The sequence below is a fragment of the Paenibacillus sp. NPDC056933 genome, assembly GCF_042674385.1.
In the GTDB taxonomy this organism is placed as follows: domain Bacteria; phylum Bacillota; class Bacilli; order Paenibacillales; family Paenibacillaceae; genus Paenibacillus.
The window spans coordinates 197134-210682 of record NZ_JBHUQN010000003.1; the positions used below are offsets into that span (position 1 = coordinate 197134).

The 13549-nt window shown below is 46.8% G+C and carries 9 protein-coding genes; 5 read left to right on the forward strand and 4 right to left on the reverse strand.

Annotation, left to right across the window (positions count from 1 at the left end):
* Window positions 1-38 precede the first annotated feature (38 nt).
* Complete coding sequence (locus tag ACFTRD_RS21140) at window positions 39-1577, forward strand: MAC/perforin domain-containing protein (RefSeq protein ID WP_379383446.1); 1539 nt, start codon at window positions 39-41, stop codon at window positions 1575-1577.
* Between the two features lie 158 nt (window positions 1578-1735).
* On the opposite strand, the gene ACFTRD_RS21145 is transcribed toward ACFTRD_RS21140, so the two are convergent.
* Window positions 1736-4027 carry a 5'-nucleotidase C-terminal domain-containing protein gene (locus tag ACFTRD_RS21145; RefSeq protein ID WP_379383448.1) on the reverse strand — a complete coding sequence of 764 codons (2292 nt, stop codon included), beginning with the start codon at window positions 4025-4027 and terminating at the stop codon, window positions 1736-1738.
* 323 nt (window positions 4028-4350) lie between these two features.
* Window positions 4351-5535 (reverse strand): MFS transporter, encoded by a 1185-nt coding sequence (locus ACFTRD_RS21150; protein WP_379383450.1) that lies wholly within the window; start codon window positions 5533-5535, stop codon window positions 4351-4353.
* 290 nt (window positions 5536-5825) lie between these two features.
* Here ACFTRD_RS21150 and ACFTRD_RS21155 point away from each other — a divergent pair, with 290 nt between their 5' ends.
* Window positions 5826-6824 carry an endo-1,4-beta-xylanase gene (locus ACFTRD_RS21155; protein ID WP_379383452.1) on the forward strand — a complete coding sequence of 333 codons (999 nt, stop codon included), beginning with the start codon at window positions 5826-5828 and terminating at the stop codon, window positions 6822-6824.
* Between the two features lie 105 nt (window positions 6825-6929).
* On the opposite strand, the gene ACFTRD_RS21160 is transcribed toward ACFTRD_RS21155, so the two are convergent.
* A complete protein-coding gene (locus ACFTRD_RS21160; RefSeq protein WP_379383454.1) occupies window positions 6930-8264 on the reverse strand; it encodes a glycoside hydrolase family 30 protein in 1335 nt (444 codons plus the stop codon).
* A 119-nt stretch (window positions 8265-8383) separates the two neighbouring features.
* On the opposite strand from ACFTRD_RS21160, the gene ACFTRD_RS21165 reads away from it, so the two are divergent.
* Window positions 8384-9298, forward strand: coding sequence for an AraC family transcriptional regulator (locus ACFTRD_RS21165; protein WP_379383456.1), 915 nt, complete (start codon window positions 8384-8386; stop codon window positions 9296-9298).
* A 171-nt stretch (window positions 9299-9469) separates the two neighbouring features.
* On the opposite strand, the gene ACFTRD_RS21170 is transcribed toward ACFTRD_RS21165, so the two are convergent.
* The gene (locus tag ACFTRD_RS21170) at window positions 9470-10984 is read right to left on the reverse strand and encodes a leucine-rich repeat domain-containing protein (RefSeq protein ID WP_379383458.1); all 1515 of its coding nucleotides are present in this window, start codon (window positions 10982-10984) and stop codon (window positions 9470-9472) included.
* Between the two features lie 344 nt (window positions 10985-11328).
* Between ACFTRD_RS21170 and ACFTRD_RS21175 the strand changes: the two genes are divergently transcribed.
* Complete coding sequence (locus ACFTRD_RS21175; RefSeq protein WP_379383459.1) at window positions 11329-12219, forward strand: diacylglycerol/lipid kinase family protein; 891 nt, start codon at window positions 11329-11331, stop codon at window positions 12217-12219.
* Window positions 12220-12393: 174 nt separating this feature from the next.
* A complete protein-coding gene (locus ACFTRD_RS21180; protein ID WP_379383461.1) occupies window positions 12394-13311 on the forward strand; it encodes an aldo/keto reductase in 918 nt (305 codons plus the stop codon).
* Window positions 13312-13549: the final 238 nt, after the last annotated feature.

Genomic DNA, 13549 nt, shown 5'->3' on the forward strand with positions numbered 1-13549 from the left:
GTGAACGAATCATTTGAATACAGAGGAGGATTATCCACATGGGGAAGATTGAAAACACAGAACAGACCCCGATAATGTCACAAGCCAACGCACTTGCCCAGGGAATGAATATTTACGGTACACGTGACGTATCCTCGTTTATCAAATTGCTGGTTTCTCCGGCCAAGGCCGCGGTCAAGACGGTTACCTTTCTGGGGAAAGACTATGAGGTTCCCGAATATGTGAACCTGATTCAGGATACGGAAACCTATGATGAAGGCGGCGCGTTCCGAACACGTGAAGAAGTCCAGAACAGTCTGGCTGCTCATGTAGGCATACAGGGAAGCTATGGTGCGTTCAGCGGGGAGATGGCTCTTGATTACTCGGGTGAATTCAACAAGAACAGCCAGTATGCCTACGCATACCGAAATTTTTACGCTGAAGCGGCTACGCTGCAATTCCAGTATGACGCCCGTTTTTTATCCGATGAATTTAACGAACGACTGAACGAATTGCCGTATGAGCTGTCGGATGAAAATTTGGACGTGTTCAGCAGCTTCTTTAATGACTTTGGCATGTATTTTACCAATAAAATCGTACTTGGCGGTTCACTCCAATTTTACACCGCTGTAAGTGTGGAAGGCCTATCCAATGTGCAGGAAATCTCCGCCATGATGAAGGCACAGTACGAGGCACTGTTCAGCAGTGGCAGTCTGGATGCCGGAGTCAAGAACAGCAGTGCGTGGAAGCAGTACGCGTCACATAGCAGCACAACGGTTCGTGCCCATGGAGGCAATCCCTCGGAGGTGTCCGATCTGACACTGATCAATCCGTTGGAACCCGGGGAGAACACGGTAAATCTGTTCCGTAAGTGGGTGGACAGCGTCTCATCCGAGCCCGCCATTATTGATTTTACGCTTGAAGGGATCTGGCAGATTTGCGGGAAGAAGCGGCAAGCTGTGCAGGCCGCCTGGGAAAAGTACGCAAGAAGTATGCACCCGCACCTAGCTATTGGGACGCGCAGCCGTGGAATCACTTGGCCGATTGAAGATAAGGCCATCGTACCCGATATCTACATCGGATCTGTTCCCTACGAGCCCTCCTCCGGGCAACCGGGCGGTCCAGCCGGATATCAAGTCGTTATTTTGGACAGTAGCAATCTGAGCCATGTACTGCTCGATCGCTATTATACGGTTCCCAAAGAGCAAGGGTGGATCAGGACCTACCATGTGTTGTTTGATCAGATGAAGCAGGACATTCAGGGCAAGCTGGATACGGCCGGCAATATCCTGATTATCAGTTCTTTTGGCATTGACAGCGGCATGTCTCCCACGCCTGATATTGTTGGCATGTTACGCAGTGCCGGAGCGGGTGAACAACTCAATTATTGGCTGAAGGAACACCAGGAGAGCCAGGGACCGGGTAACTCATGGGTACTGTATCCGTCGAATTACATGCTGGTTGGCATTTTTGGCAATGGTCCAGATACGGGCATCGAATTTTATGATTATAATACGCTTGAAACGGCCCAGCTTAATGTATATTTGTATCGAGAGATCTACAGCGGCAACTATACTTTGGGACTTGGGGAAATGTAATTGCGGGGATAAACGGCTTTTTAGCCAGAATTGTCTGAAACCTGAGCTTATTGTCAGATGTTCATTACAAGCAAAAACCAACCCAGCTAACAGGCTGAGTTGGTTTTTTCGATTTCTGGCGATGCAGGCCATTTCCTCAATATATAGAGCTGTTAAAGTTAAGGCAGCATGTTTACATATTTACCGTAGACATAAGCTATGCGACCATCCAGTTTCACTTTTACCCAACCATACTTATCGGTACTGATCACCTCAAGGACGGTGCCTTTCGGTACGGCAGTAATTACTTTGGCTTTGGATGATGAGCTGGAACGCACGTTCAGGTAGGCTGCAGTAACCTTGGCTTGTTTACCTTTAACGACTGTACCTGGTTTACTTGCACCTGGTGATGTCGATGGTTTGCCGGGTTTCGATGTGTCTGGTGTCGGTTTAGGTACCGTTGGTGTTGTAGGCTTCTCAGGTGTAGTCGTCTCTTCCTCACCACTGCCAGTGGAAGCCTTGCGAGCTTTATTCAGCTCTTGATAGAACTCACCTTTGGTTTTCGCGCCAGACAATTTCGCTATACTCACGTTTACTTTGGTGGCAAGTGCAGTCATTTCTTCTTCAGTCACCGCATCCAAAATATTAATGGACGCAATATTGGTATACTTGCCATCTTCCGTTGTCGGAACGGTCATAATGCCATCGTTGATCAATTCTACGATATCTGCACGTGCAGGTGCTGTCAGATCCACACCGGTGATCTTCCAGTTGTGCTGGATCTTCGGTTCGTAGACGCCTTTCATCACATCTTTCAGATAAGCAATCGACAGATTACGGATCGTACCTTGTATCTCGCCGAATGCCGAAGCATCCTTGGAGGACCATAACGGTTTGAACTTACGTCCTTCCAGAGCGCCACCTTTGGCAATCAGCGCTTCCATCCGGTAAGCATTCATGCCGAGCTTGAGTGTATCGTCTTCTTTAACCACTGTGCCATTGCTGTACTTGAGGTTCTTAATCCGACTGCCGTAAGGCTTGGTCAGGTCAATTTCATACGTCACCCCGCCGAAGAAATCGTCGGTGCTGTATTTGGATGCACGTCGTTTCGGATCAAAACTGATCGTCACATCGCCAGGGCGTGTGGAGTTAAAATATCCCGCAGACCATTCCATGTAATCCTTCAGATCACGTCCGGTCACTTCATATACGGTTACTTCACCGAAGGTGTATTGGTAGTTGAACGCAATATCCTTTTTCTTGATCGGTCCAACGTCCAGCTTGGCTTTATCGTTATCAATCTGGTGCGCGACAACGTCGGCATCGCTATAATGCAGCATGACCTCGGTGAAGAAGCCCGAGAGTGGTGTCTCCTGAATCTGCACGGCAGGAATGCCTTTGATCTCATCTGCCGGTACCAGGTTGGTTCCTTTCAGTTCAGCCACTTCAATGTTGGCATCGGCACGAGCGAACTCATGGAACGGATGCAGTGTATTTTCCAGTCCGGGATCGGACACTTCATAAGAGCCATCAGCTGCTTTTACAGCGAGTGCCTGAGCTTCCTTGCTTTTCAGTACAACCTTGTCGCCTTCTTTGGCAAACGTGAGGTCAATCCGTGAAATGTGTGAACCATATTTGTTCGGCTCGGAGATCAATACGCCGTTTACCGTTTGCGATTCAATTAGTGTATGCATGTGTCCGGCAAAAATGGCAGCCAGCTCCGGGTTGGCATTGGCGATATCCGTGACCCCGGTTCCCGGGTTCCCGTTCTCGTTGTCCAGTCCCATATGCATGAGTCCAACCATGACGTCCACTTTGCCTTTCAGCTCGGCGATAGCCTTCTTGGTCTCTTCCACAGGGTCTTTGACAATGATACCGTCCAGGTGATCCGTCCCTTTTTCGAACTCGGTAATCATGGGTGTGTTCATTCCGATGATGCCAACCTTGATACCGTCTTTCTCAATAATCGTATAGGCAGGCATGTAGCGGTCGCCGTTTTCTTTGAAAATGTTACCTACCAAGGGTTGTCCCTTGAACTGTGAGGAAATCTTCTCTAATACGTCCAATCCAAAGTTAAATTCATGATTTCCCATAACCCATGCGTCATATTTCATTTCGTTCATTGCGACCATCATGGGAGATTGAGGTTGATCGTTGAACAGTTCAGCCGAGTTGTCCTGAATCATGTCGCCTGCATCCAGCAAAATCGTATTCGGATTCTCAGCACGCACCTTTTTCACGATCGAGTACAACTGCGTCATGCTTCCTGTCGGATTCGGACCGTCCAGAGCGTAGTCCCATGGCATGAATCGGCCGTGAATGTCCGATGTTCCCAGCAACGTAATCTTGGTTTCCTTGTCTGCTTCAGCAGCCTGAGCTGACGTGGAAGCGAAGGGGGCAAAGAGGATGGAGGCACATAGGAGGAATGATAAGGGCCATCCGGCGAATCGTTTCGGTGAAAATTTGCGCATGTTGTAATCTCCCTTGTTATCTAGTGTTATGTAAAGATAGGTGTCATTGGAGTTAATACTAGATAAACATTTGGTAAATGTAAACCACAAAATGACAAATAAAAGAGACTACTCTGGATCATTCGAGAGGAATTCACTGGAAATGATTAGAGTAGTCTCTACACGTCTCTTTATATGTTTAAACTTCTTCCTCAACAACACCCAAATCATAATTGATTGTATATGACGCTTGGCACTTCAGTATGAGCATGTTACTGATGAAGAAGGGATTTTCTCGTTATGGAAGAGAGCACTTTGCTCCAGAACAACGGGCTCCTTAACTCTTAAAGCGTCTCAATTGAACTATGACTACGAGAGGTGAAGAATTTTATTTTGACAACGATAGACACCAAAGCAAGCAAACCAAACATCATCCCGCTCCAGATAACCTGATGAATTCCAAGTTGGGCAATGAACCAGCCGCCAATGGAGGTACCGAGGGTAATCCCCAGATTAGAGAAAGAGACAAAGAGGCTATTTCCGAATTCCGGTGCTTCCCGAGACTCCGTTGTTAGCCAAGTTTGACTGACAATCAGACCACCAGAGTGAATGGCACCCCAGACAAACACCATAAGGATCATCGGGGTGAAGTAGGAGCCTGCATAATAAACGAGTAAATAAGCTGCCATGTATAGCACTGGGAAAAGGAGAACTGTCCTCGGAATATTCCGATGCAGAAGCTGTCCAAACACCAAATTCCCGGCAATCATAATGACGCCAAAGACCAAGAGCATTACACTAATCCAGGAACCGCCCATATGAGTGACTTGCCCAAGATATTCGGCGAAATAACTGTACACGGAGAACATGGCTGCAAAAATAAAAACGACGGTGGCAATGTTCAACCACAGCGCAGGTTTACGCAAAATACCGATCTGTTTGCCATAAGACATCTTTTCTTTCACAGGCATCGAAGGCAGCCAAATCCATATACCGACGAAAGCGATCATACTGACTACTGCACCGAACCAGAACGCAGTCTCCAGTGAGAAGCGATCCGCAAGATAGGAAGTTAGGGGTACGCCGAATGCAAAGCCAGCGGTGATGCCGGTAAACACTTTGGCAACCGCCTGACTGCTCTTTTCCGCTGGGACCAGTTTGGCACCCGTGACGAGAGCAACAGAGAAGAAGACGGGATGAAAGATGGCCGGGATAATCCGAAAGATGAACATCATGTCGAATCGGGTTGTGTAGGCATAGACTACGTTGGAAATGGCAAACAACAGCACAGCCGTTAACAATATGGTTTTACGATTGATACCGGATACGAGTAAAGTCAGGAAAGGGCCGGACACGGCAACGACCAGAGCGAAAATACTTACCAGCCATCCAGCCTGTGCAGCGGTGATGTTGAATTTCTGCGTAATCAGGGGCAGGACACCTATAATGCCTACTTCTGTAGTGATGATGGCGAATACACCCAATGCCAGAATGAGGATGAGCAGCGGGTTAACCTGTTGTGATTTCATTTTAAAAAGTAGACCTCCAATTGATTTTATATTTATATATATAGAAAAATAGATACAATAAGTTGAATAAATACCTCCTTATCTTATATTAATGATCGCTAAAAAATCAGGTTCTCTGCATTACATTATATCTAGATTTATAGATTTGTAAATATAATAAAGTGGAATGATCTTTGGTTCGCTAAATATAATCACTATCCAATACCTATAATTATTGAGGGATAAGCTATACTTTTTACATGGATAATTACAAATATATCCAGTAAAATGAAATTGTAAGCGCTTACCATATGGTCAACTATTATACTTTTAAAGGAGGAAATACATTGTTTAAGTCCAAATGGTTCAAAACGGTGGGTTCGCTCGCTTTAGTGGGTGTACTTGCTGCATCAGTAGCCGTGGGCAGTGTGAGTGCCGGTTTGGCGAAAGGCAGCAAATTTCTAGGGAATATCATCGCAAGCAGTGTGCCTTCCAATTTTAATCCCTACTGGAATCAGGTGACACCCGAGAATTCAACCAAATGGGATGCGGTTGAGGGTACACGCAACGTCATGAACTGGTCTCAGGCAGACATGGCATACAATCATGCCGTCAATAATGGATTTCCTTTCAAGTTCCATACTTTGGTGTGGGGAAATCAGCAGCCAGGATGGATAAACAGTCTTTCGGCTGCTGATCAGAAGGCTGAAGTGACACAGTGGATAAAAGCAGCGGGACAACGTTACCCTAAAGCCGCATTTGTGGATGTAGTCAATGAGCCGCTGCATGCCAAGCCTTCCTATCGCAACGCCATTGGAGGGGATGGAGCAACGGGCTGGGATTGGGTCATTTGGTCTTTCGAACAGGCGAGACAAGCCTTTCCCAATTCCAAATTGCTGATCAATGAATACGGCATCATCGGTGATCCGGCTAAAGCGGATCAATATATACAGATTATCAATATCCTGAAAAGCAGAGGCCTTGTTGACGGGATTGGTATTCAGGCCCATTACTTTAATATGGATAACGTTTCCGTAAGCACAATGAATACCGTATTGAACAAGCTGGCGGCGACCGGTCTGCCGATTTATGTATCCGAACTGGACATGACGGGTGATGACAATACCCAATTACAACGTTACCAACAGAAGTTCCCTGTACTATGGAAGCATTCCGCTGTTAAAGGTGTGACGCTGTGGGGGTACAACCAGAATCAAACCTGGCAAGCAGGTTCCCATCTGGTGAACAGCAATGGTACAGAGCGTCCAGCAATGCAGTGGCTGAGAAACTATCTGGCTAACAATCCTTAAGCAGCATAATAATCACGTTCTTCCTGCTATCACTTGTATCCAAAAAATAGCGCCTGTTCCGCAGATCAAGTAGCGGTCAGAGCGCTATTTTTTAATACGTCTTGACTAGGACGGAATGACAATACTGTTGAAGGAATCAGCTTCCAACTCGAACCGGAGTGTCTGCCCTTCATATGCCAGATGCAGGTCACGTCTGTCCTTGAACGGGTTGTTGATGACAATGACGAGAATATTGTCCGGGTTGCGGAAAGCGACTGCTTTGCCGCTCCAGGCTCCAGACAATCCTACTCTTCGCGCACCAGGAACGACATCATGAGCAAAATGTTTCATCACATAATACTCGGGATTCCGTATGGTTCCTTTGGCATCCGGATCTACTGTAATCATGGAGTTTTGCTCCCATCCCCACGTGCTGCGGCCTTTTGGCTCCAGAACCATGTTCCAGTAAATGTATGCATTCACTCCATTGCTGAAATAATGCTGATATAGATTGAATACATACTTGGCATAGTTCCAAGAGTTATTGCCATCACCGCACTCATTCTCGGTCTGCATGTAACGAAGCTCCGGGTAACTTGCGGCTGTACGTTGAATGGCGTTTTTGCCTGCCCATTGATAACCGACTCCCTTGATATAGGCGTACGCTTTGGGATCACTAAGCACCAGTCCGGCATATTCGTCGAAATCATTCGTTTTCTTCTTGATCAATTCTTCCCATGGATCAGGTGCATTGATCGTTCCCAGCCAGATTTCCGTGTCCAGACCATGCTCGTCAAAAGCAGGCCCCAGGTAATCGGCGATAAACTCACGCAGCTGCTCACCAGTCCACATGCAGGAAGGGAATTTCTGATCCGCGATGACTTCGTTTTGTACATGGACCTGATGGATCGTAATGCCAGCGTCCTGGTAAGCCTGTACAAATTTGACGAAATACAGCGCATACGCTTCCAGAATATCCTTTTCCCAGCGCAGCGTTCCGTAGTTATAGGCTTTCGGCGATTTCATCCAGGTTGGCGGGCTCCACGGCGAGGCGAAGAATTGCAGATTCGGATTGTAGGTCAGGGCCTCTTTGATGTATGGAATCAGATATTTGAAGTCGCGCTCGATCGAAAAATGTTCCATTGCCACGTCACCGTCCACCTCATTGTGACTATACCATTGCTCTGCATAATCACTCGCGCCAATGGGCAGGCGGCAGATGCTGAATTTCTGATCTCCCTCCGGATGGAAGAGGGAATGAAATACGTCATGGCGCTGTTCCTCATTCAAGTGGGACAGCGCCATATAACCAAGCTCATTGAAACAACCGCCAAATCCTTCAACAAGCTGATGCTGTTCACCTGTGAGCTTTAAGTTAGCGTTTTCATTTGTAAGTGTATAAGAAATCTCTTTCCACGAATGATCTGGTGTGGTGGAATAACCATGTAACGTCAGGGACATTGGAATTTCCTCCTCGCTTGAATCTCAGGTATGATGTACAGTCAGTATATCAAGACCTGTTGCAAAAGAAGATACGCTGAACCGCGTAAAATTTGCCCTAATCCAAGGTGGTGAAATTCATGATCATCCCAGAACCATATCGTTCTTATCTATCTCCGGAGAGCCGATGGCTGCCTGCGACGGACTGGAACGTCAAGCTGTTTGGTGCTCACATGCAGAAGGTGAAGCAAGGATGGCAAGTGCCGCTTGAATCACATTTGGCCTTCGAATTGATACTGATTCTGGAAGGGTCGCAGACGACGATACTGGAGAACATCCGATATGATCTCCAAGCAGGAGATATATTGCTTATCCCGCCTGGCTGCAAACATACCAATGAATGTAATCAGGAGCAGGGGCTGACCTACTTTATTGCCCATTTCAATGTAGATGAGGTTCTGTTTCGCCAAGAGATGAGTAGACGTGTGCAGATGCTGTTCCCATGTGGCGGCGAGGATAACCATCGATTGACGGAGGTCATGATGAAATGGGTGGACCTGCTTCAGGATAAAGAAGAATATACAACGTCGGATTTGTTCCGCATGCAGGCTGGTTTGCTGGAGATTTTAGCGATATTGGCAGAGCAGAGTTCCTCCCGTTCCCAAGAAGCCGTATCGCCTACTGTGGCCCATTATGCAACGCTGATTGCCGAGGCCATCAAGGGTCAGTTCAATGCCGGTAATATCCAGCGGGAAGGGCTGGGGGACAAGCAGGTTCGGATGGAAGAGATCGCTGCTTCGCTTCAAATCAGTCCTGGTTATGCACTGGAGACGTTTCAGAAAGTATATGGCATCTCCCCGCGCAGATATTTGTCCGAACTGAAACTTCACGAGGCCAAGCAGCTGATACATCAACCTGATCTGAACCTCACTCGGGTTGCTGCGATGCTCGGATATTCCAGTCTTGCGCATTTTAGCCGGCAGTTCAGAAGATGGACTGGCATGAGTCCCAGTGAATACAGGCAGACGATGGGCAGTATCCGTTTTTTCGATTAAACAATCGCATTCCCCGTGCGCGCGTGCTCGTATCCCGTTTAATGCTCACCAAAAATCCCCGCTGATGTTCAGACGGGGACTTCGCTGTGCATGTAGCAATCTACAGGGATGGCTTATGAATTGAATGGTACATTGAGATAAGTGCTTGGTGCTTGATCATGCTTTGCTTAATTAAGGTTGCACACTCTCGTCTTGCGCTTTATTTTCGAAGATCAAAATCGTTTTGCTGTTTCCGATATAACCAACTGTTGTATTGAATTGCTCCGAAATAAAACGTACCGGGACAAACGCCTTTCCATCCTTCATCAATAGGGGTGCATCGTTCATTGCAAGCCTATCGTTTACAACCACGTGTTTGTCGCCTACTGTCCACCGGACCGATGTATCATTCTGCGCAATCTGAACCTCCTGTGTATCCGGATTCCAGTTTACGCTGGCGTTCAACTGTTCGGAGACAAATCGGAGCGGTACATAGGTCCGACCTTCATCGATAAAAGGCGCAGCCTCCAGCGCATAAGCACGATCCCCGACGTAAGCCGTTGTAGACCCTTCAATCAGCCGCTGAAATCTCCCTTGTGGGGTGCGTTTCTGCTCCCGTACATTCATCTGGTTCAGAAGGTGCATCGTGTCGCTGCCGTTCGCAACATCTAAATAGTTATTTTGTACCGTTAGTCCGGCAGGTTCCGGTTCGGAGACTGAAGTCTGGGTACCGGAGGATAAGGAGGTGGAGGCCGAGATGTCCGTTATGGTATGGGCAGTGTTATTTCTTGTAAAAGTAAAACCTGCAATGGGTGTCAGATCCCACACCCGGTTGTTAGACAGTTTCAGCACCTCCAGCTTGGACAGCTGTCGTAACGGTTCCAGATCATAGATCTGATTGGACTCCGCATTAAGTTCCCTCAAATCTACCAATTCTTCCAGAGGCGTCAGGTGTTGAACCTGATTCCCGGAGAAGTCGAGTGTCCGCAGACGTGTCATATGCTCCAGAGGCATCAGATCGGTAATCTGATTGCCTGCCACATTCAGCTTCTGAAGTGTATTTGGCAGATCAGCCAGTACATCCAGTGTGTGGATGTGATTGTTGGCCACGTTGAGCTGGTGAAGCTTCCTTTTATCCCCTAGTGGTGTCAGATCGGTTATCGCATTATTGGAGATTTCGAGCCATTGCAGATCATTTGCATCTGCCAGCGCGGTGAGACTGGTAATCTGGTTTCCGCTGGCGTGAAACGTATGTAGTCTGGTGAATCCACGTACAACGTCTATGGAAGAAATGGAGTTGTTGCTGATAAACAGCCGTCCCAGGTCTTTTAGTTCAGCCAGAGCATCAATGGATGTAATGTAATTATTGCGAACGTCAACCTCGCGAAGCTGAGTCAGATGCTCCAGCGGTGTCAGATCTTCAATCTCATTGCCATATAGCCGGAGGTGAGTCAGATTCGTGGCGTATTCCAGACCAGCCAGGCTTTGAATGCCTGCATTGCTCAGATCCACGACGTTTAGCTGCTCCAGATCAGATGAGGTTAGAGGGGAATCTATCGGTTTGTTCAGAATCAGCTTCAGTCCGTTCTCCAGTGCAGGATCTTTGATCATTCCTTCGCCCAAGTCTGATGCGGTATAGGCCATCGCTTGCCCAGCCACCCCGAGACTCAGGATAAAGACTAGAAATAGTAGAGTCATTCTTCTCATTGCATGAATTCCCTCCGATTCCGATTTTGAGGATAGGTAAATGTACTGTTCTTATGTACTTTGTGAGTACCCATTTATGTTGATAAAATATTATAGTTACGATATGGACAGATAGAATAGATAAACACATCTATAGTTATTAACCCATCATCAGGTAAAAGGAACAAGAAATTCACGACGAGCGGATAACTATACTTCTATTCTATATGATATGAACCTTACACTGCACTTTTCCAGCCATCTTTTTCAAAAAAATCGTACAACTTCCCCATAACCTATTCAACATGAGGGCAGTTAGGGTATAGATGAAGTAAAGAATGCCATTTGGAGGAGAAGATGCGGGTATGCGTCAAGCCATGATCATTAGCAATCCATCGTCAGGCAAGGAAGAGGCTCAGCAATATGTGTCCCAAGTGCAAGAAATTCTTGAATCAGTGCAGTATGAAGTAGCGGTCAACGAGACGGCCGGAGAAGGTGATGCGACGAACTTCTGTCTGAGTGCCTGCAAAGATGGTTGTGACCTCGTTGTTTCTATCGGTGGGGATGGGACCTTGCATGAGACGATAAACGGCATGATGGATCAGGAACATCGTCCCAGACTGGGTGTGGTGCCACTGGGCACGGTGAATGATTTTGCGCGTGCGCTGAATATCTCGCTTGACCCGGAGGAAGCCATTCGGCAGTTGCGTTCGGATCAGATCCATAGGGTGGATTTGGGTAAAGTTAATGATCGTCTGTTTGCCAACGTGGTGGCAGCCGGTTCATTGGCAGAGGCGTTGTTCTCAGTATCATCGGAAGAAAAGTCGAGGCTGGGTTCATTCGCTTATATGAAAGAAGGCTTAAAAGACCTGATGAACACAACCGCCAAGCCACTAACTATTGAGTATGACGGGCAGTTCTGGGAAGGAGAATCTCCACTTTTTCTCGCGGCGCTGACCAATTCGGTCGGAGGTTTTGAGAAATTATCCCCGGAAGCAGCGGTGGATGATGGGTTAATTCATTGTTTTGTGATTCGGAGCATGAACGTCTTCAATACGGTTACTCTCGGAACGTCCTTGCTGTTTGGCAATCTGAAGAACCATAAGGATGTGGATTACTTTACGGCAAAAGAAGTACACGTCCGCTCCACGGAAGCCATCCGTACGAATGTGGACGGGGAGGAAGGGCCTTCTCTGCCCATTCGAATCCGTGTATTGCCTCGGCATATTGAAGTGATTGTCCCGGAAGAAATATAAGTGGGGAAGCGGTGAATAAAAAAACCTTCATTATTCCATATAAGAGTTCTATAATTCCATTGAAAACGATTGCAGTTCTGTGTCACAATCATAGATGGAAGATAAGTATATACCAGCAGGCAATGATGTTGGGCACAGGTATACAATACTATCCGAATATGGAGGGAAAGCATCTTGAGAACAATTAAACTGGGCAGCAGCGAACTTGAAATACCAGTTGTAGCCGTTGGCTGCATGCGAATTAATTCATTAAGCAGCAAAGAAGCTGAACATTTTGTTCATTCGGCGATGGAAGCAGGCGCGAACTTCTTCGATCATGCTGATATTTATGGAAACGGAGCGTGTGAGGAGATCTTTGCAGAGGCTGTACAGATGAATCCCCAGGTTCGTGAAAATATGATTCTTCAGTCCAAATGCGGTATCCGCAAAGGCATGTTTGATTTCTCGAAAGAGCACATCTTGAATTCGGTGGATGGCATTCTGCAACGCTTGAAAACCGATTATCTTGATGTTCTGTTGCTGCATCGTCCGGACACATTGGTTGAGCCGGAAGAAGTGGCAGAAGCCTTTGACCAATTGGAACGTGAAGGCAAGGTTCGTCACTTCGGGGTATCCAACCAGAACCCGAACCAGATCGAACTGTTGAAAAAATACGTTAAACAGCCACTGGTAGCCAACCAGTTGCAGATGAGTATTACCAATACCACGATGATTGACAGTGGAATCAACGTGAACATGGAAAATGATGCCGCGGTTAACCGTGATGGTGGTATACTCGATTATTGCCGTCTGCACGATATCACGATTCAACCGTGGTCCCCGTTCCAATACGGATTCTTCGAAGGGGTATTCCTGGGTAGTGATAAGTTCCCGGAACTGAATGCGAAGATCGACGAGATTGCTGCAAAATATGAAGTGAGCAACACGACCATCGCTATTGCCTGGTTGCTGCGTCACCCGGCGCACATGCAGCCAGTAACAGGTACGATGAATATCCAGCGTTTGCAGGATTGCATCAAAGCTGGCGATGTTCACCTTTCACGCCAGGAGTGGTACGAAATTTATCGTGCAGCTGGCAATGTGCTGCCTTAAACCAAAATCAATATGTATAGCAGATCAACCTGCTGTATTGCATGTAAAACACGAGCGTATATGCCGCTCGTGTTTTTATTTTATCCTTTATTTGATGCTTGTCCGTTCCCGGTATAAAATAAGGATAGGGCCTCTGCTTCATCAAAAGGATTTTTTTGTAATTAATACAAATTAGTTGAATTTATCTTATTGACCCTTGCTTAATTATTACATATAATTACTTTTGCATACCGTTAAT

Coding starts and splice junctions, on each gene's coding strand:
- ACFTRD_RS21150 (WP_379383450.1), bottom strand. CDS start 5,535: ATGAAATCACAACAGGTTAACCCGCTGCTCATCCTCATTCTGGCATTG.
- ACFTRD_RS21155 (WP_379383452.1), top strand. CDS start 5,826: ATGGTCAACTATTATACTTTTAAAGGAGGAAATACATTGTTTAAGTCC.
- ACFTRD_RS21160 (WP_379383454.1), bottom strand. CDS start 8,264: ATGTCCCTGACGTTACATGGTTATTCCACCACACCAGATCATTCGTGG.
- ACFTRD_RS21175 (WP_379383459.1), top strand. CDS start 11,329: ATGCGTCAAGCCATGATCATTAGCAATCCATCGTCAGGCAAGGAAGAG.
- ACFTRD_RS21170 (WP_379383458.1), bottom strand. CDS start 10,984: ATGAGAAGAATGACTCTACTATTTCTAGTCTTTATCCTGAGTCTCGGG.
- ACFTRD_RS21140 (WP_379383446.1), top strand. CDS start 39: ATGGGGAAGATTGAAAACACAGAACAGACCCCGATAATGTCACAAGCC.
- ACFTRD_RS21165 (WP_379383456.1), top strand. CDS start 8,384: ATGATCATCCCAGAACCATATCGTTCTTATCTATCTCCGGAGAGCCGA.
- ACFTRD_RS21145 (WP_379383448.1), bottom strand. CDS start 4,027: ATGCGCAAATTTTCACCGAAACGATTCGCCGGATGGCCCTTATCATTC.